General features: G+C 65.5%; 22 protein-coding genes and 3 tRNA genes. 12 read left to right on the top strand and 13 right to left on the bottom strand.

The genetic code is table 11. The annotated features are described in order from the left end of the window. Positions 1 to 290 precede the first annotated feature (290 nt). Positions 291 to 1871 carry a glutamine-hydrolyzing GMP synthase gene (gene guaA, locus OWC43_RS18600; protein ID WP_393957753.1) on the top strand — a complete coding sequence of 527 codons (1581 nt, stop codon included), beginning with the start codon at positions 291 to 293 and terminating at the stop codon, positions 1869 to 1871. Between the two features lie 46 nt (positions 1872 to 1917). Here the strand turns inward: guaA and OWC43_RS18595 are convergent, their stop codons facing one another. The 5 genes from OWC43_RS18595 to OWC43_RS18575 form a co-directional block, all read right to left on the bottom strand. Further along, positions 1918 to 3720 carry an ABC transporter ATP-binding protein/permease gene (locus tag OWC43_RS18595; RefSeq protein WP_393957751.1) on the bottom strand — a complete coding sequence of 601 codons (1803 nt, stop codon included), beginning with the start codon at positions 3718 to 3720 and terminating at the stop codon, positions 1918 to 1920. Continuing rightward, positions 3717 to 4601 (bottom strand): ChaN family lipoprotein, encoded by an 885-nt coding sequence (locus OWC43_RS18590; protein ID WP_393957750.1) that lies wholly within the window; start codon positions 4599 to 4601, stop codon positions 3717 to 3719. Before OWC43_RS18590 ends, OWC43_RS18595 begins: the two co-directional genes overlap by 4 nt. Beyond that, positions 4594 to 5319 carry a hypothetical protein gene (locus tag OWC43_RS18585; protein ID WP_393957749.1) on the bottom strand — a complete coding sequence of 242 codons (726 nt, stop codon included), beginning with the start codon at positions 5317 to 5319 and terminating at the stop codon, positions 4594 to 4596. The genes OWC43_RS18590 and OWC43_RS18585 overlap by 8 nt, the downstream gene beginning before the upstream one ends. Before the next feature lie 11 nt (positions 5320 to 5330). After that, positions 5331 to 7454 carry a TonB-dependent hemoglobin/transferrin/lactoferrin family receptor gene (locus tag OWC43_RS18580; RefSeq protein ID WP_393957748.1) on the bottom strand — a complete coding sequence of 708 codons (2124 nt, stop codon included), beginning with the start codon at positions 7452 to 7454 and terminating at the stop codon, positions 5331 to 5333. A gap of 990 nt (positions 7455 to 8444) precedes the next feature. Beyond that, a tRNA-Ala gene (locus tag OWC43_RS18575) sits at positions 8445 to 8520 on the bottom strand. Positions 8521 to 8642: 122 nt separating this feature from the next. On the opposite strand from OWC43_RS18575, the gene OWC43_RS18570 reads away from it, so the two are divergent. Then, entirely contained in the window at positions 8643 to 8933 is a 291-nt protein-coding gene (locus OWC43_RS18570) for a YggT family protein (RefSeq protein ID WP_137827904.1), read from the top strand. A 111-nt stretch (positions 8934 to 9044) separates the two neighbouring features. Beyond that, positions 9045 to 10091 carry a MaoC family dehydratase gene (locus OWC43_RS18565; RefSeq protein WP_137827905.1) on the top strand — a complete coding sequence of 349 codons (1047 nt, stop codon included), beginning with the start codon at positions 9045 to 9047 and terminating at the stop codon, positions 10089 to 10091. Between the two features lie 33 nt (positions 10092 to 10124). Here the strand turns inward: OWC43_RS18565 and OWC43_RS18560 are convergent, their stop codons facing one another. The 4 genes from OWC43_RS18560 to puuE all read right to left on the bottom strand — a co-directional run bounded on the left by OWC43_RS18560 (position 10125) and on the right by puuE (position 13389). Further along, the gene (locus OWC43_RS18560) at positions 10125 to 10754 is read right to left on the bottom strand and encodes a helix-turn-helix domain-containing protein (protein ID WP_393957747.1); all 630 of its coding nucleotides are present in this window, start codon (positions 10752 to 10754) and stop codon (positions 10125 to 10127) included. 136 nt (positions 10755 to 10890) lie between these two features. After that, positions 10891 to 11097 carry a hypothetical protein gene (locus OWC43_RS18555; protein WP_393957746.1) on the bottom strand — a complete coding sequence of 69 codons (207 nt, stop codon included), beginning with the start codon at positions 11095 to 11097 and terminating at the stop codon, positions 10891 to 10893. A 33-nt stretch (positions 11098 to 11130) separates the two neighbouring features. Further along, positions 11131 to 11937 carry a bifunctional hydroxymethylpyrimidine kinase/phosphomethylpyrimidine kinase gene (gene thiD, locus OWC43_RS18550; RefSeq protein WP_393957745.1) on the bottom strand — a complete coding sequence of 269 codons (807 nt, stop codon included), beginning with the start codon at positions 11935 to 11937 and terminating at the stop codon, positions 11131 to 11133. A 240-nt stretch (positions 11938 to 12177) separates the two neighbouring features. Further along, positions 12178 to 13389 (bottom strand): allantoinase PuuE, encoded by a 1212-nt coding sequence (gene puuE, locus OWC43_RS18545; RefSeq protein WP_393958592.1) that lies wholly within the window; start codon positions 13387 to 13389, stop codon positions 12178 to 12180. 379 nt (positions 13390 to 13768) lie between these two features. Between puuE and pyk the strand changes: the two genes are divergently transcribed. Next, positions 13769 to 15181, top strand: a complete 1413-nt coding sequence (gene pyk, locus OWC43_RS18540) for a pyruvate kinase (protein ID WP_393957744.1) — start codon at positions 13769 to 13771, stop codon at positions 15179 to 15181. Between the two features lie 34 nt (positions 15182 to 15215). Here pyk and OWC43_RS18535 read toward each other — a convergent pair whose 3' ends face one another. From OWC43_RS18535 to OWC43_RS18525, 3 genes are all read right to left on the bottom strand, one after another. Next, on the bottom strand, positions 15216 to 16208 hold the full coding sequence (locus tag OWC43_RS18535) for a DUF808 domain-containing protein (protein WP_393957743.1): 993 nt from the start codon (positions 16206 to 16208) through the stop codon (positions 15216 to 15218). Positions 16209 to 16446: 238 nt separating this feature from the next. Then, on the bottom strand, positions 16447 to 16983 hold the full coding sequence (locus tag OWC43_RS18530; protein ID WP_393957742.1) for a gamma carbonic anhydrase family protein: 537 nt from the start codon (positions 16981 to 16983) through the stop codon (positions 16447 to 16449). Between the two features lie 144 nt (positions 16984 to 17127). Beyond that, positions 17128 to 17370, bottom strand: a complete 243-nt coding sequence (locus tag OWC43_RS18525) for a DUF6894 family protein (protein WP_137827912.1) — start codon at positions 17368 to 17370, stop codon at positions 17128 to 17130. A 212-nt stretch (positions 17371 to 17582) separates the two neighbouring features. Between OWC43_RS18525 and OWC43_RS18520 the strand changes: the two genes are divergently transcribed. Together OWC43_RS18520 and OWC43_RS18515 are read left to right on the top strand one after the other, a co-directional pair. Continuing rightward, positions 17583 to 18371 carry a TSUP family transporter gene (locus tag OWC43_RS18520; RefSeq protein ID WP_393957741.1) on the top strand — a complete coding sequence of 263 codons (789 nt, stop codon included), beginning with the start codon at positions 17583 to 17585 and terminating at the stop codon, positions 18369 to 18371. 170 nt (positions 18372 to 18541) lie between these two features. Next, positions 18542 to 18820, top strand: coding sequence for an adenylosuccinate synthase (locus tag OWC43_RS18515; RefSeq protein ID WP_137827914.1), 279 nt, complete (start codon positions 18542 to 18544; stop codon positions 18818 to 18820). A 105-nt stretch (positions 18821 to 18925) separates the two neighbouring features. On the opposite strand, the gene OWC43_RS18510 is transcribed toward OWC43_RS18515, so the two are convergent. Next, a tRNA-Asn gene (locus OWC43_RS18510) sits at positions 18926 to 19001 on the bottom strand. Between the two features lie 224 nt (positions 19002 to 19225). Between OWC43_RS18510 and OWC43_RS18505 the strand changes: the two genes are divergently transcribed. The 6 genes from OWC43_RS18505 to OWC43_RS18480 all read left to right on the top strand — a co-directional run bounded on the left by OWC43_RS18505 (position 19226) and on the right by OWC43_RS18480 (position 26218). Then, positions 19226 to 19299, top strand: a tRNA-Cys gene (locus OWC43_RS18505). 173 nt (positions 19300 to 19472) lie between these two features. Then, a complete protein-coding gene (locus OWC43_RS18500) occupies positions 19473 to 20123 on the top strand; it encodes a protein-L-isoaspartate O-methyltransferase (RefSeq protein WP_393957740.1) in 651 nt (216 codons plus the stop codon). 454 nt (positions 20124 to 20577) lie between these two features. Beyond that, the gene (locus tag OWC43_RS18495; RefSeq protein WP_238307892.1) at positions 20578 to 21975 is read left to right on the top strand and encodes a TolC family outer membrane protein; all 1398 of its coding nucleotides are present in this window, start codon (positions 20578 to 20580) and stop codon (positions 21973 to 21975) included. A 127-nt stretch (positions 21976 to 22102) separates the two neighbouring features. Then, positions 22103 to 22678, top strand: a complete 576-nt coding sequence (locus tag OWC43_RS18490) for a PopZ family protein (protein WP_393957739.1) — start codon at positions 22103 to 22105, stop codon at positions 22676 to 22678. A gap of 88 nt (positions 22679 to 22766) precedes the next feature. After that, positions 22767 to 25487, top strand: a complete 2721-nt coding sequence (locus tag OWC43_RS18485) for a valine--tRNA ligase (RefSeq protein WP_393957738.1) — start codon at positions 22767 to 22769, stop codon at positions 25485 to 25487. After that, positions 25484 to 26218, top strand: coding sequence for a DUF2459 domain-containing protein (locus OWC43_RS18480; RefSeq protein WP_393957737.1), 735 nt, complete (start codon positions 25484 to 25486; stop codon positions 26216 to 26218). Before OWC43_RS18485 ends, OWC43_RS18480 begins: the two co-directional genes overlap by 4 nt. The last annotated feature ends 9 nt before the right edge of the window (positions 26219 to 26227 follow it).

Genomic DNA, 26227 nt, shown 5'->3' with positions numbered 1-26227 from the left:
TGGAAAAGACCGCCCGAAGTTGGAGCCGCGCCAGCGACAGTACCTGAGAGGGGAACGGCGGAAGCCGGCACGACGGCGCCCACGCTTGCGATCGTAACGGCAATTCCGAAGAGAATGGCTCTCATGGTCGGATGATTCCTGTCCGTTTCGAGGGGCGGGCGGTTTCAACCGTCGAGCGTGAACGTGAGGTTAACGCAACGCACCGAGCGATGGATGTGCGTGGAGCGCAACAGGGCCTGCGTTGCGCCGTCGAGACGTGTCGTCTAACCGGGGCGCAAAGGGCCGTGAGCATGACCAACGACATTTCCCCCATCGACACCTCGCACCACGACAAGATTCTGATCGTCGATTTCGGATCTCAGGTGACGCAGTTGATCGCCCGTCGCGTGCGCGAGGAAGGGGTCTATTGCGAGATCGTCCCCTTCACGAAGGCCGAGGCCGCGTTCGAGGCGCATCGACCCAAGGGCGTGATCCTGTCGGGCGGTCCGGAATCGGTCACGACCGATCTCTCGCCGCGCGCCCCTCAGGCCATCTTCGAGGCGGGCGTGCCGGTCTTCGGCATCTGCTACGGGCAGCAGACCATGGCGGCCCAACTCGGCGGTCAGGTCGAGGGCGGGCACCACGCCGAGTTCGGCCGTGCCGAAGTCGAGATCCTCTCCGACTCGCCCCTCTTCAAGGGCGTCTGGCAGATCGGCGAGACATATCCCGTGTGGATGAGCCACGGGGATCGCGTCACCAAGCTGCCCGACGGCTTCACGACAATTGCCATGTCGCGCAACGCTCCCTTTGCCGCCGTCGCGGACGAAGCGCGGAGATACTACGCAGTCCAGTTCCATCCCGAGGTGCACCACACCCCGCATGGCGCGCTCCTGATCCGTAACTTCGTGCGCGACATCGCCGGCTGCTCCGGCGATTGGACCATGGGCACGTATCGCGAGGAGGCGATCGCCAAAATCCGGGAGCAGGTCGGAACCGAGAAGGTCATCTGCGGGCTGTCGGGCGGCGTCGATTCCTCGGTGGCGGCGGTGCTGATCCACGAGGCGATCGGCCACCAGCTCACCTGCGTCTTCGTCGATCACGGCCTGATGCGGCTCGGCGAGGGCGATGAGGTCGTCCGGCTGTTCCGCGACCACTACAACATCCCCCTGGTCCATGTTCAGGCGCAGGATCTGTTCATCGGCGCGCTGGAAGGGGTCGACGACCCGGAAGTGAAGCGCAAGACGATCGGCCGGCTGTTCATCGACGTGTTCGAAGCCGAAGCGCAGAAGATCGGCGGCGCGGCCTTCCTCGCCCAGGGTACGCTCTATCCGGACGTGATCGAGAGCGTATCCTTCTCCGGCGGCCCCTCGGTGACGATCAAGAGCCACCACAATGTCGGCGGCCTGCCCGAGCGCATGAACATGCGCCTGGTCGAGCCCCTGCGCGAGCTGTTCAAGGACGAGGTGCGGCTGCTCGGGCGCGAACTCGGCCTGCCTGAAAGCTTCGTCGGCCGCCATCCTTTCCCCGGTCCGGGGCTGGCCATCCGCTGCCCCGGCGTGATCACGCGGGAGAAGCTCGAAGCCCTGCGAAAGGCCGACGCGATCTACCTCGACGAGATCCGCCAAGCCGGGCTCTACGACACGATCTGGCAGGCCTTCGCGGTGATCCTGCCGGTGAAGACCGTGGGCGTGATGGGCGATGGGCGGACCTACGACCATGTCTGCGCGCTGCGCGCCGTCACCTCCGTCGACGGCATGACGGCCGATTTCTATCCCTTCGACATGGCCTTCCTCGGCCGCGTCGCGACGCGGATCATCAACGAGGTCAAGGGCATCAACCGGGTGACCTACGACATCACGTCGAAGCCGCCCGGCACGATCGAGTGGGAGTGAATCGTCCCCTGCGGGGATGAACGCCACCGCGCGTCATACCCGCGGGTCAGTCGCCCGGCGCCGGTCTCAGCAAGGTCAGGTGCGTCGCACGAGGCGCCCGGGGCGAATCGATCTCGTATGTCCGGAGGCCCGCGAGGGGCGGGCGCCGATGCGAGACGATCACGAACGTCGTGTCGGGCAGCGCGCGGCGTAACGTTTCGAGGATGGACGCCTCGGCCTCGGGATCGAGCGCGGATGTCGCCTCATCCAGGAACACCCAATCGGGTCTGGCGAGCAGGATACCGGCCAAGCGAAGCCTCTGTCGCTCGCCCCCTGAAAGGCCGTGCGACGCGTCCCGCCCCTGCATGACCATCGGCGCGTGCTCTCGCATGCCGACGGACGTCAAGGCGCGGGCAATCGCTTCGGGATGATAATGGTCTACCGCGCCAGGATAGGTGGTGGCCGCACCGATCGATCCGAGGGGCATATAGGCTTGCTGGGGCACGATGTGCACGGTTCCGGCCGGGCGCCGGATCGTGCCGACGCGATGGGGCCAGAGGCCGCCGATCGCCCGCAGCAGGGTTGTCTTACCGGTTCCCGACGGCGCCTTGATCCAGATCGGTGCCCCAGGCTCGAACCACGCATCCGGCAAGGTAAGGAGGCCAGTGCCTGTGGGCGTGAGAAGGCACAGGTCGCGCCAGCCGAGACCGTCGGGATTCGTTGGCGTCGTGTTGGCGACGCGGTCCTTGTAAGTCTCCGACGGGCGCTCCGTGGCGCGAAGAAAGCCGTCGAGCCGGCTGGTGGCGGCCGCGAGTTCCGCGAGGTCGTGATAGGCGAAGATGAACCAGGACAGCGTCGTGACGACGTTCTGGAAGGCGGAGGCGATCTGCATCAATCCGCCGAGAGTGACCCGTCCTGCCAGGAATGCCGGCAATGCCAGGAACATCGGGATGCGCAGCACGGTCTGGAAATAGGGGCGCGTGAACGTCCCCTGGATCAGCTCCCGCCGGATCAGGGCATACCAGTTCGTAGCGATCGCCTCGAAGCGTTGACCGAGGATCTCCCGTTCGACTGCCTGGCCACCGGCCAGGGCGACCGGCTCGGCATTCTCTCGCAGACGCGCGAGCGCGAAACGGAAATCGCCCTCCCGTCGCTGCTGCTCGAACATCAGGTTCTTCAGCGGCGCCCCGAGCCAATGGGTGATCGCGCTGGATACGGCGACATAGATCGGGGCCGCCCAGACCATGTAGCGCGGGATCTCGATCGACAGGCCGAGGAACGAGAGCGGCAGTGCGAAGGTCGAGAGGTTCCACAGCACCGTCACGTAGGAGACGAGCGCCACGACCGATGTGATCAAGCTCAGAACGTTACCGCGTCCACCCTCCTCGCCCAGCACACGCTCGAGGAACAGGGCGGCGTCCTCGCCGACCCGCTGATCGGGGTTCTCGATCGCGGCGTCCTCGCCGTCCTTCCCCGCCTGCCAGAACACCTGCGCGGCCAGCCACCGGTCCAGCAGCGCGGAGGTCAATTCGCGCCGCCAGAGCATCACCAACCGCTTGCGGAGATAGCTGGCGATGAGGAAGATCGTGGCACTCAGAACGGTCAGGCCGGCGAACACGCCGATCTGTTCGACCGCGGCTGCCGCATCGGCCTTCTGCAGCGCGTTGTAGAAATCCGCGCTCCAGCCGATCAGGCGGACGGTGATCGGAATGCCGATCAGATTCAGGCCAAGAACGAGCCCGAAGAGGAACAGCCCTCGCCGGCCCTCCATGCGGGCGCAGCACAGGGCCAGCAGACGCGCCATCTGGCCGACGAGGCGCAGGAAGCGCGCGAGTGCAATCGGTCGGCGATTGTCAGACGTCGCGATCATGGCGCGGTCCGGCCGGGCGGCGTCGTACGGGCGGCTTGCGGCGGATCGGGTTCGTCCAGCCGGAACACGGCATCGGCAATGCCGCGATTCCGATTGAGGGCGAGGCTGTCCGCATGGGTCGGCAGCAGGACGGCCACGTCCGCGATGCCGAGATCCGCCAGCTGGAACGGTGTGCCGTGGCCATACTCGACATGGCCGCGCCCGAGAATGCCGACGACGAGGGGAGGCCCCCCGTCGGCCAGGGCCTCAGCGATGTTGCAGGCGAAGGCCCGATCCCAGACCTGCTGCGCCCGAACGAACCGATCGAAGCTCGGGTCGAGCGCCGCGATGGCGCCCCCCGCCGCGCCGATGAGATCGAACAGGTAGCGGCGATAGGCGTCCGTCGCCGGCCGTGCCGGCGTGACGCCGTCGCGCTCGTGTTGTGGGATCGCCGCCCAGCCTTCGCGTCCGACACGCGACACCAGCGGTCGGGGACAGTTCATCGCCACCATCCGGATGCGATGCTGCCGGCAGAAATGGAACAGTGGAAGGTAGAGGTCTGGATCGAACCCCCAGATTTGCGACCATTCGCAGGTCTGCAGAAAAGTCGTGGTGTCGAAGCACCCTTCGATCCAGGCATCCAGCACGGGTTGGAGACGGCGCGGAAACATCTCGAAAGCGACCGCGAGGTTCGGCCGATACAGGTGAAGCGCAGCGAGGATGTGCAGCTGCCAGCGATGAATATCGGCGATGTCGTGGGTCTCGCCGAGAAGGACGACCCTGCGCTCGGCCATACGCATCATCAGATCGCGATGGGCGATCAGATTGCCCGTATCCGGGATCAACCAGGTGCCGCGCGGATGCCGAACCGTGTCGGCGGTCGGGGGAGCGATCTCAATCAAGATCGATCACGTCCGCATGTTCGAGGAAGAGGCCGAGGGGCGCTCCCGACGGATCGAGTGCCTGCATGACCTGGGCGTCGGCGCTCCTCTCGGAATGCCAGCCACCGATCGCACCGGCGCGCAGATGCAGGTGGAAATCGGCCTGGATGACGTTGAGGAAGCCCATGGCCGGCAGCACGGTCCCGATCGACCCGCTCCACCTCTGCCGAACACCCGGCACCACGAAGCGCAGCTGGGCGATGCCCGGTTTTGCGGCTGCCCGCTCCAGGGCGAGACCTCCGGGATCAGGCCCCTCACCGGATGCGCCCGCGACCGCCTGTGGAGCGGCTACGATGGTCGGCGCTGCGGAAGGATCGAAAGCGAGTTCGTCCGCCGCACCATCGAAAGCCGCGAGGCCGTCGAGGGCGATGAGGGCGAACAGAATCGCGCCGTCATGGCCGAGGGCCTGGAGGCGGGGTAGTACCCGGCTTCCCATACGCGGCGTCCGATCGGCCAAGATCGCCTTGAGGGCGGACAGATCGATCACCGCGTCATGGGCCGAGCCTCCCAGCCGCAGCGTGTGATCGACACGCTGCACCATCTCAACGGCACCGATGCGCTCATGGGTGATGCCGTGCCGGGCAACCGCCAGCATCACGCGACCCATCCGCGTGACGCTGGCGATCGCCGCGGATGGGTCGCCGACGACGAGCGCCCGTTCGAACGTCAGGGCGTTCAAGACGTTCTCGCTCAGAAGTCGAGGGTCGCGCCGATTTTCCAGGTGCGGCCGGCGCCGACTTGGAGTTCGAGTGGATTCTGAGCGAACACCCGCATGTCCGTCGTACCGAGATCGTAACCCCTTATGGTCGGAAAGTAGCGCGCCTCAAAGATATTCTGTACGCCGGCACGGATCTTCAAATTCTCGGTTGGCCGCCAATTGAGATAGGCGTCCCACACGGTGTAGCCATCGGCCTTGAAGTATGTCGGTATACTCGCGCGTGAGACCGGTGACGCAAAGGTCGCCAGCACCTCCGTCTCTAGGCCATAGCGCGGACTGATCCACTTCAAGCCGACTACGGCTTTGAACGGGCTAGCCGCATCGAAGGCTGTGCGAATGGCGCCAGGGCGAACTTTCTGATTGCCGTACTGGTAGGACAGTGAGGACGTGGCGACGAGGGATTCGGTAAAGGCCCACTCTGCCGAGGCCTCGATACCGCTCAGCTGCACCCTGGATAAGTTGCGTGACGTATAATCAGTCGTTCCGGGGATTTGAAAAAGTTCTTGGATAAAGTCTTTGTATTCAGTGTGAAAGGCGCCCAACGAGAACCAACCGTCCTCGAACCGGCCTCTAACACCCGCTTCGTATGATCGGACAGTTTCTGGTCGGAGATCGGGATTAGGCACTAAATTAGAGCTGCCGAAGGGCATTGAAGTGAAGAGTTGTTGTGATGTCGGCATCTTGAAGCCTTCGGCATAACGTCCGTAAAGGGCGTAGACATCGTCAAGCCGGAACACCGCTCCGATCTGAGGAATCAGGCGGGAGGAATCGAGACGCCGCGGAGCTTTGCCGGGGACGATACGGTAATCCCGGTCGGGGCGCGGATCGATCGTGTAATTCGCGAAACGCAGACCGGGTGACACCGTCAGCCGCCCGTTCATGAGAGCGATTTCGTCCTGCAGGTAGCCGTCGGCGCGGGTCGTCGTTGCGTTCGCAAAGTTGAAGCCGCCACCGCGAGTCACGGTCGTGACGTTTGTCGACAGATTACGCACGATGTCCTGGCGCCGGTAATCTGTTAGGGTTCGGTCGCCTTGGAAGCCGTAAGTAAGCCGATGTTCGGTGCCCAGAAGCCTGAAGGAAGAGCTGAACTGAATATCGCCTTGCAGAAATTCTTCACGATAATTTAGTGTACCGAGCGTGTAACGCGTTTGATTGTTCGACGTGAACTGTGTCCGGCGGTTGGTGAGGGAGCGTTCCTGGGGTGAGTATGAAACGTTCCAACGGATGCCATCGAGAAGCGGCAATCCGACGTTCCATTGATGGGCGAATTGGATTCGATACCGGCTTAGATCCTGATCGCGCGAGTAATCACCGTTACGGATGCTGGACGACACGATTCCGTAATCATAGAGCTGCGTGACCGTCGACTTGCGGTCGAACAGCTCACCGGTCAGCTTGAACTGCTGATCCGGTGTCGGTCGGTAGACGATCTTGCCGAGAAAATTGACGCCGGATGTGTCGACCGGATCAAGCACGTTGCAGGGGAGGAAGCGCAGTGTCCGGGGGCAGCCGGCGATGCCGCCATCGGCTCGCGCCGTGGTCAGCTTCGGCTCATGCGCGGTCCGATGATTGAAACCGGCGAGCACTTGCCACTCACCAGCCTGCACAGCGCCGATCACCGTCTTCGAGAAGGATCGGTCGAAGCTGTCGTAGCCCACATCGCTGCGGACGGCCCAGTTCTTCCCTCTGCCCGCCAACAGATCGTCGGGTTCGAGAGTGCTGTAGGAAACGATGCCGCCGAGCGCGTCGGCGCCCCACAGAGTGGAGCCGGGTCCGCGCAGGATCTCGACTTGGCGAATGAAGGGAAGATCGACCAGATCGCGGGTCCCGTCGGTGATCCGCTCGATGACACGCGTGCCATCGACCAGGATCTGGACGCGATTGTTCGTGACCCCGCGGATCGTGAAGCTACCGAGATTGTGCCAGGGGTCCGTTGCCGACGTCACACGGCCAATATCGACGCCGGGCTGATACCGCATCAGATCCTGCACATCGCGGGTGACGCGGCTCTGGATCTGCTCGCGCGAGATGACGGTGACCGTGGCCGGTGCGTCGAGCGCAAGGGTCGGCTGCCGTGTCGCCGTGACCGTGATCATGTCGAGGTCGACAGCTCCAGTCGAGGACGCGACCGGTTTGAGCGAGGCCGGATTGTTGGCCGCGTCGTTCGCGGTCTGAGCGGCGACCGGGAGTGATATAATGCACCCCAGCGACAAGGCTGAAAGAAATACTGTTCTAGACTCGGACATATTGACCGCCCTCAATCAATGAGATCGGCCTATGTGTTGAAAAAACAATCGAGTCAAAAGTTATGTTTTTTAAATCGAAATATTATAAAGTATCGATACGAAGGCATCAGCTTATCACACGCGATCGAACGCCGTACAACTTGAAATTATCTCGTTTGACATGGTGGATAGAGGATCGGGCACCCGCGCCATTCACGACGAGGCGGATAGGGGGCAATCTTCGCGGCGGCAGGATAGCGGTCTCAGCCCCTCCGTCCGATGAGTGCGGGCGAGGTGTTCGTGAAGGGCGCGGACGAGTTCGGGCCGGTGATGCACACCGTCCGAACAGGCCCTGCAATGTTGCGATGGTGGCGGCCCCACCAATCCCGCCGCAGGCCTCGGCTCGATCAGGCGAGCGATCTGGTTCGTCGGGCTGGGCGATCACAGGGCCAATGTGGGCTCGACGCTTCGTCGATGGATTTTTCGGCGTGATGCGTGGCAGCTCGATCCGTGATCTGTCTGCGTTCGGCCTGAGTTGAATAGCCATCGATCGGTGACTCCGCCGACCTAGGCAGGCACGACAACCCATTCGGATGTTTCGGAGCTACCGGCGGTTGGCTGGTTTCCCATAGATCCACGGCGATTGAAGCGGGCATACGCGCCGATGATCACGCGTCTCGCGCGGTACCGAATGAAGCGCGGTAAAGGAGCTCAAAGAGCTGCAATTTTGAGGGGCAGATTGGTCTCGAAGTTCGTGCCCCGCCGAACGCTCAGCCCCTAACCCGGTCAGGAGTGCGTTCAAAACAAAGAATGCAGGCTGGATTTCAATTGCCACCATTTCCCCGCATGTGAGGGGAAACCTGGTGGAGCTGAGGGGATTCGAACCCCTGACCTCCGCAGTGCGATTGCGGCGCTCTCCCATCTGAGCTACAGCCCCGTCCCGAGGCGGGGGCCTTTTAGGCTTGTCCGCTTCGACCTGTCAATTCCGGAAATTTCCCGCGAGCCCCGCGCATCCCGCGCCGGACGCGAGCGCGGGCGACGAGGACCGGTAAAGCCCGCATGAACGCCCTGCTCTGGCTCTTCAACACCGTCATCCAGCTCTACATCTACATTCTCATCGCGAGTGCGGTGTTGAGCTGGCTCGTCGCGTTCAACGTGGTGAACGTGAGCAATCCCATCGTCTCCCAGATCGGCGAATTCCTCTATCGGGTCACCGAGCCGGTCCTGCGGCCGATCCGCAACCTGCTGCCGAATCTCGGTGGCGTCGACATCTCGCCGATCATCCTGATCCTGCTGCTGCTCTTCGTGCAGAAGCTCATCACCGATCTCTACATTCAGGTGGCCTTCTGACAGGCTCTTGATGGCGGCCCACTCGCCTTGGCCGAGCGTAGCATTGCGCTGCGCCCGGCCTCATTGCTAAGGCGTCGAGGAACGACCGCCGAGCAGGGGCGAGAACCAGACATGAAGACCAATCCGGGCCGCTTCTTCGAGGATTTTCGCCTCGGCGAAACCATCCGCCATGCCACGCCCCGCACCGTCACCACCGGTGACGTGGCGCTTTACACGGCGCTCTACGGCCCGCGCTTCGCGGTGCAATCGTCCGATGCCTTCGCGAAGGCCCTCGGTTACCCGGCGAGCCCGCTCGACGACTTGCTGACCTTCCACGTCGTGTTCGGCAAGACGGTACCGGACATCTCGCTCAACGCGCTCGCCAATCTCGGCTATGCCGAGGGTGGTTTCCACCGTCCGGTCTATCCCGGTGAAACGCTCTCCACCGTCTCCGAAGTCATCGGGCTGAAGGAGAGCTCCAACCGCCAGACCGGCGTGGTCTATGTGCGCTCGACCGGCTCCGATGCGTCCGGCCAGACCGTGCTGAGCTATTGCCGCTGGGTGCTGGTGCGCAAGCGCGACCCGGAAGCCAAGATCGCCGAGGAGCATGTGCCGAGCCTCGCGAAGGTCGTGAACCCGGCTGACCTTGCCCATGCGCTGCCTCCGCTCGATTCGGCAGCCTACGACACGGCCCTGGCCGGCAGCCCCCACCGTTTCGCGGATTACGCCGTCGGCGAGAAGATCGACCATGTCGACGGCATGACCGTCGAGGAGGCCGAGCATCAGATCGCCACGCGCCTCTTCCAGAACACCGCCAAAGTCCATTTCGACGCCGTGGCGACCAAGGACACGAAGTTCGGCAAGCGGCTGATCTATGGCGGCCACGTCATTTCGCTGGCCCGCGCGCTCAGCTTCAACGGACTCGCCAACGCCTTCGCCATCGGCGGCATCAATGCCGGCCGCCACGTGGCCCCGCTCTTCGCCGGCGACACGGTCTACGCTTGGTCCGAGGTGCTGGAAACGGCGGAACTGCCTGGGCGTCAGGATATCGGCGCGCTGCGGCTGCGCACCGTCGCGGCCAAGAACCAGCCCTGCGGTGCTTATCCGGACAAGCAGGGCGAGGGCTACGACCCCTCGGTGATCCTCGATCTCGACTACTGGGCCTTCATCCCGCGCTGACGCGGACGGCCCCCTCGGGGGCCGCTTCCCACCTCACTCCATTACCGCGGCCTTCATGATCACCACCATGGTGGCCCGGCCCGGCGCCTCTCCGAGGCAGCGCACGCTGTGCGGCCGGTCGCAGCGATAGCGCAGGGTCTCGCCGGGGCCGGCCCGCTGAACCTCACCCGCGACCTCGACCGAGAAGGTCCCTTCCGTCACCGATAGCGACTCGACCGAGCCGCGCTGATGGGCGTCGGATTCGAGCACGCCGCCGGGGTCGGCGGTCACGTCGTACCATTGCAGCCACTCCACCGTCTTGATCCAGCCGATGATGGCGAGACGGACCTTGCCATCCTCGGAGACCAGCCGCGGCGTATCGGCCCGAGAGAAGCGCTCGATGAAGGGCTCCTCGTCCGACGTGGCAAGGACCCGCTCGATCGACACATCGAGCGCTTGGCTGAGGCGCCAGATCGTGGCGAGCGTCGGGTTCGTCTCGTTGCGCTCGATTTGGGAGATGATCGATTTCGCCACGCCGGATTGCTCGGCGAGTTCTGAGAGCGAGAGGTTGTAGGCCTTGCGCAAGCGCTGAATCGTCTTGCCGAGCTGGCCTGACAGCACTTGGGCGCCGCTCGCCAAGTCCTTCGGTCGTCCGCGCTCGAGGCTTGCCGTGATGTCCTGCATGCTGCCGATCCGTTGATGCGCGTTCTGCCGGGGCGAAACGTCGGTCCGGCGCCGATCCGCGCGTCACATGATGGAGATGCGTTCCGTTATCCGAACGGACGTTTGCTTTGTCAAACGCAATCGCCCGCCAACAGGGCTAGCGTTTCGCTTCGGAAGGCTTGGCACTTTCGGGCCTCAGGACCATCCGTCCCTCGTAGCCGTCATAGCCGCCGCTATAGGTGAACCGGTTTCGCGCGAGGCGATTGCGTATTTCCACCGAAGGCTCGCTTGCCTGCGGCGGGTGGCGGACCTCATTGAGCGAGCGGCGATCCGATTGCGATCCGGTCATACGCGACTTCACCATCCCTCTGTCCGTTCTGAACCCTCTTACGGTCGTTCATTTCCACAAAGCGTGGAAATGATGCAGCGGTCCGTGGCCATGCCCGACCGGAACAGAGTCGGCCATCCGGATCGCCTCCGTCACGTAGCTTTTGGCGGACGCCACCGCCTCGGCAAGGCCCGCCCCACCGGCAAGACCGGCCGCCACCGCGGCGGACAAGGTGCATCCGGTCCCGTGATTGTTGCGGGTCTCGATCCGCGGAGCCGCGAAGCGGCGCAGGGTTCCGTCGCGGGACAGGAGATGATCGACGCTCTCGCGCCCCTCGCCGTGGCCACCCTTGATCAGAACCGCCCGGGCTCCCCGTTCGAGCAAGCGCCGGGCTTGACCCACGGCCTCGTTCTCGTGTCCCGCCTCCGCCTCACCCAGGAGGGTCGCGGCTTCCGGGAGGTTCGGGGTGACCACGTTGGCCAACGGCATCAATTCGGCCCGCAGGGTCTCGACGGCCTCTTCGTTGATCAGCCGATCACCCGAGGCTGCCACCATCACCGGGTCGAGTACCACGGGAATGGCCTGAGCATGCTTGCGCAGGCTCTTGGCCACGGCACGGATCACATCCGTGCTCGGCAGCATGCCGATCTTCACTGCTTTGATCTGCAGATCGGCGAAAACCGACTCCATTTGTGACGTGACGAAGGCCGCCGGTACTTCGTGGATCGCCTGCACGCCGCGCGTATTTTGCGCGGTCAGCGCGGTGAGGACGCTCGCGCCGTAGACGCGAAGCGCCGCGAAGGTCTTGAGGTCGGCCTGGATGCCTGCGCCCCCGCTCGAATCCGATCCGGCGATGGTCAAAGCGATGGCGGTCATCCGTGGCCTCCCTGTTCGCCGCGGCGCTTGTGGTCGCGCCGCGTCCCCATTCACATCGTGTCCCCGAGCGTTCCGCCCAGGGGGCGAGACCGAAGACAGAGGGAAACTCCGAGGGCGGCCATCGGATCGACGCGGCGCCTCGACACGCATTCTGCATGGCACGGCGAGGGTCGCAAAGGTGTCGCGCCCCATGCCAGGAGGAGCTGTGGACGGGCGCGCCGCGTTCGACCGAGCCCGTGCCTATCCCTCCGACGGCAGGCGATCCTTCAGGCGGAGCCAAGCGATCCGTTCGATCTGCGTCAGGCCTTCGGTCAAGCTCGCCAACGAATTGACGCTCCCGGCCCACTCGGGTTGGGCCAGAACGAGCGCGCGCTTCGACTCATCCGGCAAGGCGTGCAGGGCGCGCACAACGGCAGTGTGCAGGCCTTCGGCGGTGTCCTCGCGCTGGGTCAGGCCAGCCTGCCAGATCTGCAGGGCGATTTCCGGCATGTCGTCGAAGACGTCCCCGAAGCGGGTCAGGAACTGCGACGCGTTCATCGTGCTCGGTGTCAGGGTTGGGGCCGGGTGTCGCGCGGTCCAATGCCGGGCGATGTCGATGCGGCGGGCGACCCAGACGGCTTCGTGCGCGGTGACATGGTCGAGAAACCGCGCCACCGCACCGATCCGCCCCGGACGACCGGCGAGACGGCAATGGAGGCCGACCGACATCATCTTCGGGGCGTCGGCACCCTCCGCGTAGAGAGCATCGAAGGTGTCGCGCAGATAGGCGAAGAAGTGCTCGCCCGTGTTGAAGCCCTGCGCGGTGGCGAAGCGCATGTCGTTGGCATCGAGCGTGTAGGGGACGACGAGCCCGGTACCGGCTCGGCCATGCAGCCAGTAGGGCAGGTCATCGGCGTAGGCGTCCGAGAGGTAGGCGAAGCCGCGTTCAAGGCCGAGTTCCAGCGTGTTGACCGAGGAGCGACCTGTGTACCAGCCCAGCGGAGCCGAACCCGTCACTTCGGTGTGCAGGCGGATTGCTGCGTCCATCTGAGCAGCCTCCAAGTCCCGCGCCATGTCACGGTGATCGATCCATTTCAGGCCATGGCTGGCGATCTCCCATTCGGCCTCGTGCATGGCGGCCACCACTTCCGGATTCCGGGCGAGCGCCGACGCCACACCGAACACCGTCACCGGAACGCGCCGCTCGGTGAACAGCCGCCACAGACGCCAGAAGCCGGCGCGGGACCCGTATTCATAGAGCGACTCCATGTTCATGTGCCGCATGCCGGGCCATGGCTGGGCGCCGACGATCTCGGAGAGAAAGGCTTCGGAGGCGGCGTCGCCATGGAGGAGGCAGTTCTCCGCGCCCTCCTCGTAATTGAGCACGATCTGCACCGCGACACGGGCGCCGCCCGGCCAATCCGCGTGGGGGACCGTGCGGCCATAACCGATCATGTCACGCGTAGTGTGCAGCGATGAATGCATGCGGGCCCCGATGGTGCCGTCGTTCGTCGGTGGTGGATGTCTGCAAGCAGGATACCGTCGATCAGTAAATTGTAGCGTTCGCTTGCGCAGAGCGGATCCCGACGGAGGGCATGGCCTCGCTGAGGCCGATGGGACAAGTCGCCGGGCACTGCTCCGGGTTGTCATCAGGGTGTGTTGCAGGGCACCGACAGAAAAGGGTTCACCGGCCGGTCTCGCCTTCCGCGTGTTCTGAGGCATGATGCGCCCCCATCTCGCGGGTGCGTCGTCGATTGCCGGCCCCCACCGTCGATGCGCGGCGCCGTTCGCCCGTGATGCGTGAGCGTCCGATTCACAACGAAGAGGGCGGCCATCCTTGGCCGAGCACAGCATGCGCCGTCACCGCTACGCCAAGATCGTCGCCACCGTCGGTCCGGCGACCAACACGCCGGACATGCTGAAGGCCCTGTTCCTGGCCGGTGTCGACACCTTCCGACTCAATTTCAGCCACGGCGTTCAGGCCGACCACGCGAAGGTCCATGCCGTCATCCGTGCCCTCGAAGCCGAGGTCGGTCGACCCATCGGCATCCTGCAGGATCTGCAGGGCCCGAAGATCCGTATCGGCACCTTGCGGGACGGTCGCCTCGATCTCGTGGCGGGCGAGCGCATCCGTTTCGTTCTCGAAGGTGCGGAGGGCGATCGGAGGGCGATCCCGCTGCATCATCCCGAAATCTTCGCTGCGGTCGTACCGGGACAGGATCTTCTGATCGACGATGGACGGGTGCGGGTGCGCGTCACCGGTGTCGAGAATGCCGCGATCGACGCCGAGGTCGTCACGGCCGGTGTCATCACCAACCGCAAGGGCGTGAATCTGCCCGGTACCCTGCTCGACCTGTCGCCGCTGACGGAGAAAGATCGCGCCGATCTTGCCTTCGGCCTCGATCTCGGCGTCGATTGGGTGGCCCTCTCCTTCGTGCAAACGCCCTCGGACGTGCTGGAAGCCCGCGGCCTGATCGGGGATCGGGCCGGGATCATGTCGAAGATCGAGAAGCCTCAAGCATTGGATCGGATCGACGATATCATCCGTCTCTCCGACGCCGTGATGGTGGCCCGTGGCGATCTCGGCGTCGAAATCCCGCACGAAGACGTACCCGGCCGTCAGAAGGAGTTGATCCGCGCCTGCCGTCTCGCGGTGAAGCCGGTGGTGGTGGCGACCCAGATGCTCGATTCGATGGTCGCCGCCCCGGCGCCGACCCGGGCGGAGGCCTCGGACGTGGCCACCGCGATCTACGACGGCGCGGATGCCGTGATGCTGTCAGCGGAATCGGCCACCGGGCGCTATCCCATCGAGGCGGTGGCGATGATGGACCGCATCATCCGCTCCGTGGAGGGGCACAAGCTCTACCGATCAATCGTTGCGGCCTCCGAACCCGGCGAGGAGGAGACGCCGCCCCATGCCGTCGCGACCGCGACCGCTGTCCTGGCCGATGCGATCCAGGCCCGGGCGATTGTCGCCTACACCACCAGCGGAACGACCGCCGCGCGGGTGGCGCGCAAGCGCCCGGCCGTGCCGATCCTGGCGCTCACCCCGAGCCGTTCGACCTCTCGACGCCTGAGCCTGCTGTGGGGCACACACAGCGTCCATTCGGACGATGTCGATTCCTACGAGGAGATGACGAGCGAGGCCGCCCGGCACGCCCGTGACGAGGGGTTCGCCAGAGCCAACGACATGATCGTGGCCGCCGCCGGCATCCCGTTCCACACCATCGGCAACACCAACAACATTCGGGTCATCCAAGTGTGAGGCCCGGGCGCCGACGGCGGCGCTCCATCAGGCGTCAGGCTGGCCGCTGACGCAGCCGCGAGACGCCCTGCCACGCCGGCATCAGGATGAAGCTCGTGATGGGGATGAGAACGGCACCGACGACGAGGCCGACGACACCGGAGGCGGCAGCGGTGACGAGCCATTCCACGAATCCTTTGGCCACGGTGAGCGATCCGCCCACCCAGGCCGCAGCCTCGTGGATGAGATGGGCCGGAGCCGACACGCCGTATTCCTCCAATCCGTGGATGAGGATGCCGCCTCCCACCCAGATCATCGCGGCGGTGCCGACGACGGCGAGAAGTTTGAGCAGGATGGGCATGCCCTTGACCACCGCCCGGCCGATGCCGCGTCCGAGACTGCCAATGGGTGACGTGTTGGTGTTGGCCGCGAGCGCCAAGCCGGCATCGTCCGCCTTCACGATCAGGGCGACCGCACCGTAGACCGCCGCGGTGATGCCGAGCGCCACGACGGCGAGGACCGCAGCCCGCGTCCAGAAGCTGCCTTCGGGAATCGCGGCCAGAGTGATTGCCATGATCTCGGCGGAGAGGATGAAGTCGGTCTTGATGGCGCTGGCGACGCGACGGTCTTCCACCGTGCGGTCCTGGCCGGTCCCGGCGGCGACCTCTTCCTCGTGCCCATGAGCCTTGTGCGGAAACAGGGCCTCGTAGACCTTCTCGGTTCCCTCGTAGCAGAGATAGGCGCCGCCCAGCATCAGGAGCGGCGTGATCGCCCAGGGCGCGAAGGCGCTGAGCGCCAAAGCCCCGGGGAGCAGGAAAAGAAGCTTGTTGCGTAGGGATCCCAGGGCGATCCGTCCGACGATCGGCAATTCCCGCTCGGCGGCAAAGCCCACAACGTAGCGGGGTGTCACCGCGGCATCGTCGATGACGACGCCCGCCGCCTTGGCTCCCGCCTTCGCGGCCTGCCCGGCAACATCGTCGAGGGAGGCCGAGGCCATCTTCGCGAGCGCCGCGACATCGTCCAGCAGCGCAATCAGTCCGATACTCACCCGGTCCCCCTCGGCTCAACGTCACGCTGGAAAGACGAGCGAGAACGGATTTCGATCCCCGCATGAACGCTCGCGAACCTCGACGTCGTCCAGATCCGTGCCGACAGTCAGCCAGCGCGAAGGCGGTCATGCGCGCGACACGGGCCGGCAACGTGAGACGACGACTGTGGCGCTCGGGACCGTGACGACCGCAGGATCTCGGCGCGTTCGCCGACGAAACTGATCGATGATGCTGTGCTCAGGTCGGCTCGATCAGTTCGCAGTCGGCCGCGAAGCGGCGACCATTTTCGACATAGAGATCCGCCGCCGGCCGCGTCGCCGCTGTGTAGTCCGGATCACCCGACGTCACGATGCGGGCGGGCACGCCGACGATGAGGCTTCCGTCCGGGAATTCGGCTCCCTCGCGCACCAGCGCGTTGGCGCCGACAATGCAGCCGCGGCCGATGCGGGCGCCGTTAAGGATCGTCGCGCCCATGCCGATCAGCGTGTCGTCGCCGATGGTGCAGCCGTGGACGATGGCGCCGTGGCCGACCGTGACACCCTCTCCAATGGTGAGGGGATAGCCCGGATCGGAATGCAGGACCGCGTTGTCCTGGATGTTGGCGCGGTCGCCGACCGTGATCGGCTCGTTGTCGCCGCGGATCACCGCGCCGAACCAGATCCCGACATCGAGGCCGAGCTGCACTCGCCCGATCACGTGCGCCCCCGGAGCGATCCAAACCCGGGCCGAATCGGCGAGATGCGGCGCGTGTTCGCCGAGGCGGTAGAAAGCCATAGTCGAATCTCTCGGATCGCGAACGGCGTCATGCCGGATGCAGCAGGCGTCCCGCGATCATGCCCCGCCTGCAGCCGCGCACCAAGCTGGGCGGTCGGCGAATCTGATGAACCATCGCAGCGTAGGCCCAGGCCGATCGTGCGGTTACGCCCCCTCCACCTTCTCCATGTCGAGGGAGAGGTGCGCGCGGAACAGGACGCGGCCCTGCTCGTCCCTCGCGATCGCGAAGAAGTCCTGCCGATCTTCGGTCGCGGTGATGCCGCGGGCGACCTTCGTCACGATCCGCGCCAGCCGTTCGCGCACCGCATCCGGGTCGGGGAGATCGAACCCTTCTTCGTCTTTGACGAAGTTGGTGCCGTCGTGGAGATCGAAAAAGTAGAGGGGCATGTGCGGCCAAGTTGTGGGATTTTATCCCACATAGCATACGTAATATCGGTATCGCCAGGGCTGGCGACGTCGCAGTTGAGCGTGATGGTACAAGACGCCATGAGACGCTAGGGACCTCCGTTCTCAAGTTTTGATCCCCACGGCAGGTCTGTCTCGATGATCGGTATCCCTGGTTCGGCCTCGCGACGGATTCGAGCATCGGGCTACCGCCCGTGATCGATCCTGAAACGATTGCCGGGCTGTTCGGGGTCGCCGTAATTGCTGGCGCGATCGATGCCATTGCGGGCGGCGGCGGGTTGATGACGCTGCCGGCCCTACTGCTCGCTGGTCTCGATCCGGTGAGCGCCATCGCGACCAACAAGCTTCAGAGCAGCGCCGGTTCGATCTCGGCCACGATCGCGTTTGCCCGGCGAGGTCTGATCCGCTGGCGCGTCGCCGGACCCGCCGCCCTGGCAGCCGGCCTTGCTTCGGTGGCAGGTGCACTCTGCGTCAGCCTGCTGCCGAGGGCATTCCTCGACGGGTTGGTGCCGCTCCTGCTGATCGGGATCGCGCTGTATTTCGCGACGGCTCGACGGATGAGCAATGACGATGCGACCGCGAGGATCGGCCCAAATCTCTTCGCCCTGACCCTCGCACCCGCTGTCGGTTTCTACGACGGCGTGTTCGGCCCGGGCGCCGGTTCCTTCTATATGATCGGCTTCGTGACGTTGCTCGGGCTCGGCGTGGTGAGGGCTACCGCTCATACCAAGCTCTCGAACGCAGCGAGCAATGTCGGTAGCCTCGCCCTGTTCACCCTGCAGGGGGTGGTGATCTGGCCGGTCGGGCTCGCCATGGCGGTGGGCGCATTTCTCGGTGCGCAGGCCGGCTCCGCCCTGGCCGTGCGGCTCGGCGCTCGGCTGATCCGGCCGCTGCTCGTCGTCATTGCCTGCGCGATGGCCCTGCGTCTGCTGTCGAACCCGACCAACCCGTTGCGACAGGCGGTGATCGGGATGTGGAGCTGAGACGGATCGATCGCGGAAGGTGGTCGGTCCCCGCAGCGCATCGCCTCGCAAGCGTGCGACGGGGCGAGGACTCGCTTCGGTCAACCGAAACGTTTAGAACAGATCATGAACAATGAGCGCGCGCTGTCGGTCAGCGTATTGCCCATGAAGCGCGTAAGAGAGGACACCTGATGGCTTTCAAGCCAAAATCGGCCGCTGAAACCAAAGCCCGCGATCTCGGGATGGCATTGGCACGGATCGCCGAGAGCGAAGGCACGCCGGCCTCGATCGGTGTGGACAGTCTGCGGCGGGCAAGCCCGCGTCTGACGCCCCTCGCGATCGGACAAATGGTGCGCAAGCAGCGCGATGCTGTCGAAGAGACTTTGGCCGAACGGGGGTTGGCCCTGGGCGATTATGCCGATCAGGGGCCGGGGCGGGGCATGGAGTTCACGATCATCGATGCTGCCTAGGCGAGGATCGATGTCGGGCCACCGGCATCATCAGCGCGAACACCGTCGCAGCGAAGACCGCCGCAACTGGCTCGAAGGCATTACTGCCGAAGTGTTGTGAAGATTTGGCTCCCCGAGCAGGACTCGAACCTGCGACAAAGCGATTAACAGTCGCTTGCTCTACCAACTGAGCTATCGGGGATCACCCGGCCGCCTCGGCGGCGCTGGCGGGTCATTAGCCTTCGTCGATTGCCGGCGCAAGGGTCCTGGCGCAGCTTTTTTGCGAAAGATGGTCGATCCGGTCAGGCGCGACGGTTCTGTGACGGAGTCGCCGACAAGGCCGTTGCCGAGACGCCCGAGGCTCTGCTAAGGACGCCTCGCTCCGGGCCGGCCGCCCCGCCGGAGCTTCGCGTCCATCGCGAATGAGGCCTCGTGGCGGAGTGGTTACGCAGAGGACTGCAAATCCTTGCACCCCGGTTCGATTCCGGGCGAGGCCTCCAAGCTTCACAGCAAACCTGTTTCGAAGTGGCTTTGAACGGCCGTGCGAATGGCGCCGGCCGCCCCCCACGAGCTTGGCAATTGCCTTGCATTTCCCCGGACGATCCACGAAAACCCGTGCCGCTCAGGCCGGTCCCGTGCCCGCCTGATCCGGCGGCGAGGGAAAGACGGTTTCATGCTCGATTATGCGCAGGCGCGACGCCTCATGGTCGATTGTCAGCTCCGCACCTTCGACGTGAACGACAACGCCGTGCTCGACGCCTTCGACGCGGTGCCCCGGGAGCGGTTCGTGCCCGCCGGCCGGGAAAATTTCGCCTATATCGACCAGGCATTGACCTTCGCGACGGAGGGTGACGGACCGCGCGTCATGCCCGCGCCGATGATTCTGGCCCGGATGGTCCAGGCTCTGAAGATCCAGCCCGGCACCCGCGTTCTCGATGTCGGCGCCGGTTACGGTTACGCCGCTGCGATCCTGCGCCGCCTTGGCGGAGAGGTGGTCGCGCTCGAATCGGACGCAGCCCTAGCCGGTGCCGCCCGCGAGCGGCTGGGGGAGGGGGCCGAGGTTGTGCAGGGCGGCCTCGCCGACGCGGTAGCCGGAGAGCCGTTCGATGCAATTCTCGTCGAGGGTCGTGTCGAGACCCGGCCGCAAGCGCTGCTCGACCAGTTGCGCGACGATGGCCGCCTCGTCTGCGTCCTCGGGCCCGACCGCAACGCGAAGGTGACCCTGTTCGTCCGCGCAGGCGACGCTTTCGGCGCACGTCCCCTGTTCGACGCCAATCTTCCGGCGCTCAAGGCCTTCGCGACCGAGCCCGGCTTCGCGTTCTAAGGCGTTCTCCGGCGTCATTTCGACCCGCGAAACGCGCTGAAAATCGGTCGAGCCGCGCCGCTTCGTATCGGCCTCCCGCAACGGACCTCCATGCGGCAGAATGCGACGGTCGTTGCGCTGACGTCGATAAGCGGATGACGGCCGAGGGCGGCCCGCAACGCCCTCTACCGAGGCACAGCCACCATCATGGGCCGGGTGTCGCTTTTATGATTCACCCCGCCATCAATCCGGTAACGCAGAAGTGCGAGGCTCTGTCGCTCTGAGGCCAAGCTCGGCTATGCTGCGCCCCGAGGCGGGCAGGCTGTCCCGGCGCGAAAGCGCACGAGTGGCCGAGCCGACGAGCCCCGTACCTCTCTACCGGTCTCAGCCCTCGTCCGAGGGTGTCCGGCAGAGAGAAGACGGGAGCGGTGGCGCGGCGAGACGGCGTATCGAGAAACCGCAAGGGCTGATCGACGTGAGAGAACGGAACCCTGCGGCGCGGTCTTCGCTTCGGCTCGTCGGTGCTGTCGCCACGGCGCTGGCAGTCGCGAGCCCGGCCGCTGCCGAGACCCTCGAGAGCGCGCTGTCCCGCGCCTATCAGGCAAATCCGGCGCTCAATGCCGCCCGAGCGGGGCTGCGGGCGACCGATGAGGACGTGAATCGCTTCCAATCCGGATACCGCCCCAACGCGGCCATCTCTGCCGATATCGGCGTCCAACAGTTCCAGGGGCAGGTCAGCCGCATTCCAATCGGCGGACGCCAGGGATTGACGGTCCCCAGCGGCGCCGGCATCACCATCAACCAGAATCTCTTCGACGGCTTTCAGACCGACAACCGCGTCCGCGCCGCCGAATCGACGGTCCTCAGCACGCGCGAATCGCTGCGTCAGACCGAGATGAACACGCTGTTCAACGCCGCTCAGGCGTACATGAACGTGCTGTCCGACACCGCGACCCTCGAACTCCAGCGCAACAACGTCGAGGTGCTCGAAGAGCAGCTGCGCCAGACCCGCGACCGCTTCAATGTCGGCGAAGTCACCCGCACCGACGTCGCCCAGGCCGAGGCCCGCCTTGCCGGCGCCCGCTCGCAGGTTGCCACCGCGGAGGCCAACCTTCGCGCCTCCATCGGCATCTACCGCCAGATCATCGGCGTCGAGCCCCGCCAGCTCGCCCCGGGCCGGCCGCTCGACCGCTATGTGCCGGGCAACCTCGACCAAGCGATCGCCATCGGACTGCGCGAGCATCCGCAGATTCTCGCGTCCTTGCACGCCGTCGACGTGGCCGAACTCCAAGTGAAGGTCGCCGAGGGTGCGCTGGCGCCTCAGGCGCAGCTCACCGGTGCCGTTCAGCAGCGCTACGATCAACAATTCCCCGGCGATAACGGCGTCACCGCCTCGATCGTGGGCCGGGTCAACATCCCGATCTATCAAGGCGGCGCCGAGTACGCGCTGGTGCGGCAGGCCAAAGAGAATGTCGGGCAGGCACGTTTGGTGGCCGATCGCGACCGCGACACGATCCGCGCCTCGATCGTCCGGACTTGGGGCAACCTCGAAGCCTCGAAGGCGCAGGTGATCGCCTCGCAGGCGCAGGTGCAGGCCAACGAGGTCGCGTTGAACGGCGTTCGCGAGGAGGCCCGTGTCGGCCAGCGCACCACGCTCGACGTCCTCAACGCGCAGCAGGAACTGCTGAATGCGCGCGTCAACCTGATTTTGGCACAGCGCAACCGGGTGGTGAATTCCTACGACGTGGTGCAGGCGGTGGGCCGGTTGACCGTGCGCTTCACCGCGCTGCCGGTCACCCCGTACAGCCCGCGGGAGCATTTCGATCAGGTGCGCGATCTCTGGTTCGGCTTGCGTACCCCCGACGGGCGCTGAGACGCGACGGCTTTTGACCGCGGAATCCTGTTGGCGGCAGCGCGGGCCCGGTTGATGTCGGAAGAGACGATGAAATAGTTGGTTAACCATTTCGTCGTCTTGTCAATCGTCACCGAGTATCGCCCAGATGAGCGCAGCGAGTCTTAAGGTCCAGGACAAGACGCAGGAACCCTCCATGGAGGAGATCCTCGCCTCGATCCGCCGCATCATCGCCGACGATCAGGCCGCCAAGCCCGACGAGGAGCCCGAAGCCCCGGCCGCGCCGGCGCCGATCGAGGATGATGTGCTCGATCTGGCCGAAGTCGCCGAGCCAGTGCGCCGGCCCGAGCCCGTCGCGTTCGACATTCCCGAAATCGATTTTCGCGCCCCCGAGCCCGCGCCGGAGCCAGTGTTCGAACCCGAGCCTGTCTTCGCGCCCGAGCCGGTGGCGGAACCCGAGCCGCCGCGCCCGGCTGAACGGATCCGTGCGGCCGTGGAAGCCGAGGCGACGGAGCGGCTCGTTTCCCCCCGAACGGTCGAGAGCGTCGGTCAGAACTTTCAGCTTCTGGCTCAAACGGTGCTGTCGCAGAACGCCCGCACCCTGGAAGAGATTGTCCAGGAGATGCTGCGGCCGATGCTGAAAGGCTGGCTCGACGAGAACCTGCCGCAGATGGTCGAGCGCCTCGTGCGTGCGGAGATCGAGCGGGTCTCCCGGGGCCGGTAGCCGCGAGGCATGGTTGACGACGGCGGGGCCGCGGGCCGATAGCGGCGACAGCATTTTCCCGTCGCACGCCGAAACGCCCGCTCCGCCCATGATGGACAAGACCTTCGATCCCGCCGCCGTCGAGGCGCGCGTCTCCACGGCCTGGGAAGAGGCCGAGGCGTTCCGCGCCGGCCGCCCGGATCGCGCGGGTGCCGAACCCTATTGCATCATGATCCCGCCGCCGAACGTGACGGGCTCGCTGCATATGGGCCACGCCCTCAACAACACGATCCAGGACATCCTCGCCCGCTTCGAGCGGATGCGCGGCCGCGACGTGCTGTGGCAGCCCGGCATGGACCATGCCGGCATCGCCACGCAGATGGTCGTCGAACGCCGCTTGGCCGAGACGCAGCAGCCGGACCGCCGCACGCTCGGCCGTGAGGAGTTCCTGCGCCGGGTCTGGGCCTGGAAGGAGGAATCCGGCGGGACCATCATCGGGCAGCTCAAGCGGCTCGGCGCCTCCTGTGACTGGTCGCGGGAGCGGTTCACGATGGATGAGGGCCTGTCGCGGGCCGTTCTCAAGACCTTCGTCGATCTCCACGCACAGGGTCTGATCTACCGCGACAAGCGCCTCGTGAACTGGGATCCGAAGTTCCAGACCGCGATCTCCGATCTCGAAGTTCAGCAGATCGAGACCAAGGGCCATCTCTGGCACTTCGACTATCCGGTGGTCGATGAGGCCGGCGCCGAAACCGGCGCGGTCATCACGGTCGCGACGACTCGTCCCGAAACCATGCTGGGCGATACCGCTGTTGCGGTTCATCCCGAAGATGGACGCTATACGGCTCTCGTCGGAAAGCGGGTGCGCCTTCCGTTGGTCGGTCGGCTCATTCCCATCGTTGCCGATAGCTACTCCGATCCGGAGAAGGGCACCGGCGCGGTCAAGATCACCCCCGCCCACGATTTCAACGATTTCGAGGTGGGACGCCGCAACGGGCTTTCTGCCATCAACATCCTCGATGCCGAGGCCCGCATCCAGATCGCCGGCAACGCCGCGTTCCTCGAGGGTGCGGAGCCCGAGGCCGCGGCCCTGGCGCTCGATAGACTCGAGCGCGAGAAGGCCCGCAAGCAGGTGGTCGCACTCATGGAGGAGCGGGGACGCCTGCGCGCCATCGAGCCGAACACCCACGCGGTGCCGCACGGGGACCGCTCGGGCGTCGTTATCGAGCCCTACCTCACCGACCAGTGGTACGTGAACGTCAAGCCGCTGGCCGAGCGCGCCCTCCAGGCGGTGCGCGACGGGCAGACGCGGTTCGTCCCGGACAATTACGAGAAGATCTTCTTTCAATGGCTGGAGAACATCGAGCCGTGGTGCATCTCGCGCCAGCTCTGGTGGGGTCATCAGATTCCGGTCTGGTACGCGGCCGACGGCGAGTGGTTCGTTGCGACGAGCGAGGTTGAGGCTCAGGCGCAAGCGCAGGCAAAGTACGGTCGCGCGGTCGAGCTGACCCGCGATCCGGACGTGCTCGACACGTGGTTCTCCTCGGCCTTGTGGCCGTTCTCGACGCTGGGCTGGCCGGACGCGACCCCGGAACTCGCCCGCTTCTATCCGACCAACACCCTCGTCACCGGCAAGGACATCATCTTCTTCTGGGTCGCCCGGATGATGATGATGGGCCTGCAACTCACCGATCGCGCGCCCTTCGACACGGTCTACCTGCACACCCTCGTCCGGGACGAGAAGGGTGCCAAGATGTCGAAGTCGAAGGGCAACGTCGTCGATCCGGTCGATCTGATCGACCGCTTCGGCGCCGACGCGCTGCGCTTCACGCTTGCCGCGCTCGCCGCCCCCGGCCGGGACATCAAGCTGGGTCCGCAGCGGGTCGAGAGCTACCGCAACTTCGCGACCAAGCTCTGGAATGCGGCACGCTTCGCCGAGCTGAACGGCTGCGCTCTCAAGGCCGATTTCAGACCGGAACAGGCCCGGGAGACGCTGAACCGTTGGGCGTTGACCGAGGCTGCCAAGGCGGTCGCCGAGGTCGCGCAGGGCATCACCGTCTACCGTTTCAACGACGCGGCGGCGGCGGCCTATCGCTTCGTCTGGAACGTCTTCTGCGATTGGTACCTGGAGCTGGCCAAGCCCGTCCTTCAGGGTGAGGGGGTCGATCCGGCAGCACGGGCCGAAACGCAGGCCACCATCGCCTTCCTGATCGATCAGATCGCCAAGCTGCTCCACCCGTTCATGCCCTTCCTCACGGAGGAGCTCTGGGCGATCAAGGGTGAGGCGCTGCCCACACCCCGCGGGTTGCTCGCCCTCGAATCCTGGCCCGATCTCGCGGGACTCGCCGATGCGGAGGCCGAGGCCGAAATCGGCTGGCTCGTCGAATTGATCTCCGAGGTTCGCTCGGCCCGTTCCGAGACCAACGTGCCGGCTGGTGCCCAGGTGCCGCTGATTCTCATCGCCGCCGATGCCACCGTGCGGGCCCGTCTCGACCGTTGGAGCGAGACGCTGATTCGCCTCGCCCGTCTCTCCGAGATCGGTTTCGCGGACGTCGCGCCGAAGAATTCGGTGCAGCTCCTGGTGCGGGGCAGCGTGGCGGCCCTGCCGCTCGAAGGCATCGTCGATCTCGCCGCCGAGGTGGCTCGCCTGAAGAAGGAGGCCGGAAAGGCCAAGGCCGAGATCGCCAAGCTCGACGGCAAGCTCAACAACGCCGATTTCATCGCCCGCGCGCCTGAGGACGTGGTCGATGAGCAACGCGAACGCCGCGAGGCCGAGGCGGTGCGGCTTGCCAAGATGGAGGAAGCGCTGAGCCGTCTCTCCGACGCGTGAGGCGGCTTCGGCGCCTCGCCGGCGGATTCGTCGTCGGAATGGCAGGGCTTCTTGCTCTCGGAGCATTGAGCGCGGTCTGGACGGCGAAACCCGGTGATCCGGCCCTCTTTCCGCCGAGAGGAGCCGATGATGCCGTGACCGTCCTCCTCGTCAGCCACGGCTGGCATTCCGGTGTCGTGCTTCCCCGCGACGCCGTCATGGGGGAGGGGGCCGGCGCCGCCCTGCGGAACGTCGCCATCCGCTTCCGCAATTTCTCGGAACTGGAATTCGGCTGGGGTGAAGCCCGCTTCTACCGGGCGACGCCGACGCTCGCGGCCTTCGACTGGCGTCTCGCCCTTCGCGCCCTGTTCACCCCCGGTGGAAGCGAAGGCGTGATCCATGTGGTCGGCCTCGAACGCCCGGCCCGCGATTCGTTCCCCGCAGCCGATATCGTTCCGGTTCCTCTCTCGCGTGCCGGCCTCGCCCGCCTGCTGGCGCGCCTCGACGCGAGCTTTCGCCTGACCGACGGACAGCCAGTCGAGACCGGGCCGGGTTTGTACGGGCCGAGCCTGTTCTATGAGGCGGAGGGCCGGTTTTCCTTCGCCAATGTCTGCAATCATTGGGCCGCAGGCCTGCTCGACGCGGCGGGCGTCCCGACCACGCCGGTGCTGGACACGCATCCCCTCGGGCTGCTGGCGGATCTCAGATGGCGAGCGGGCGCACCCCCTCTCGCCCGCCCCGCTTTCGACTGAGCCTCCACC

Origin of the sequence: Methylorubrum sp. POS3, from assembly GCF_043352485.1 — a bacterium.
GTDB classification, from domain to species: Bacteria; Pseudomonadota; Alphaproteobacteria; order Rhizobiales; family Beijerinckiaceae; genus Methylobacterium; species Methylobacterium suomiense.
Note: the sequence above shows the minus strand (reverse complement) of the source record. Positions and strands in the feature narration are given on the sequence as shown.

What these genes read in the sequence shown, in the direction of transcription:
- OWC43_RS18515 (WP_137827914.1), top strand. Translation starts at nt 18,542, where the DNA reads ATGGCTTTCAAGCCAAAATCGGCCGCTGAAACCAAAGCCCGCGATCTC.
- OWC43_RS18525 (WP_137827912.1), bottom strand. Translation starts at nt 17,370, where the DNA reads ATGCCCCTCTACTTTTTCGATCTCCACGACGGCACCAACTTCGTCAAA.
- thiD (WP_393957745.1), bottom strand. Translation starts at nt 11,937, where the DNA reads ATGACCGCCATCGCTTTGACCATCGCCGGATCGGATTCGAGCGGGGGC.
- OWC43_RS18580 (WP_393957748.1), bottom strand. Translation starts at nt 7,454, where the DNA reads ATGATCACGGTCACGGCGACACGGCAGCCGACCCTTGCGCTCGACGCA.
- OWC43_RS18595 (WP_393957751.1), bottom strand. Translation starts at nt 3,720, where the DNA reads ATGATCGCGACGTCTGACAATCGCCGACCGATTGCACTCGCGCGCTTC.
- OWC43_RS18560 (WP_393957747.1), bottom strand. Translation starts at nt 10,754, where the DNA reads ATGCAGGACATCACGGCAAGCCTCGAGCGCGGACGACCGAAGGACTTG.
- OWC43_RS18530 (WP_393957742.1), bottom strand. Translation starts at nt 16,983, where the DNA reads ATGGCTTTCTACCGCCTCGGCGAACACGCGCCGCATCTCGCCGATTCG.
- OWC43_RS18570 (WP_137827904.1), top strand. Translation starts at nt 8,643, where the DNA reads ATGAACGCCCTGCTCTGGCTCTTCAACACCGTCATCCAGCTCTACATC.
- OWC43_RS18565 (WP_137827905.1), top strand. Translation starts at nt 9,045, where the DNA reads ATGAAGACCAATCCGGGCCGCTTCTTCGAGGATTTTCGCCTCGGCGAA.
- OWC43_RS18490 (WP_393957739.1), top strand. Translation starts at nt 22,103, where the DNA reads ATGAGCGCAGCGAGTCTTAAGGTCCAGGACAAGACGCAGGAACCCTCC.
- OWC43_RS18555 (WP_393957746.1), bottom strand. Translation starts at nt 11,097, where the DNA reads ATGGTGAAGTCGCGTATGACCGGATCGCAATCGGATCGCCGCTCGCTC.
- guaA (WP_393957753.1), top strand. Translation starts at nt 291, where the DNA reads ATGACCAACGACATTTCCCCCATCGACACCTCGCACCACGACAAGATT.
- pyk (WP_393957744.1), top strand. Translation starts at nt 13,769, where the DNA reads ATGCGCCGTCACCGCTACGCCAAGATCGTCGCCACCGTCGGTCCGGCG.
- OWC43_RS18500 (WP_393957740.1), top strand. Translation starts at nt 19,473, where the DNA reads ATGCTCGATTATGCGCAGGCGCGACGCCTCATGGTCGATTGTCAGCTC.
- OWC43_RS18485 (WP_393957738.1), top strand. Translation starts at nt 22,767, where the DNA reads ATGATGGACAAGACCTTCGATCCCGCCGCCGTCGAGGCGCGCGTCTCC.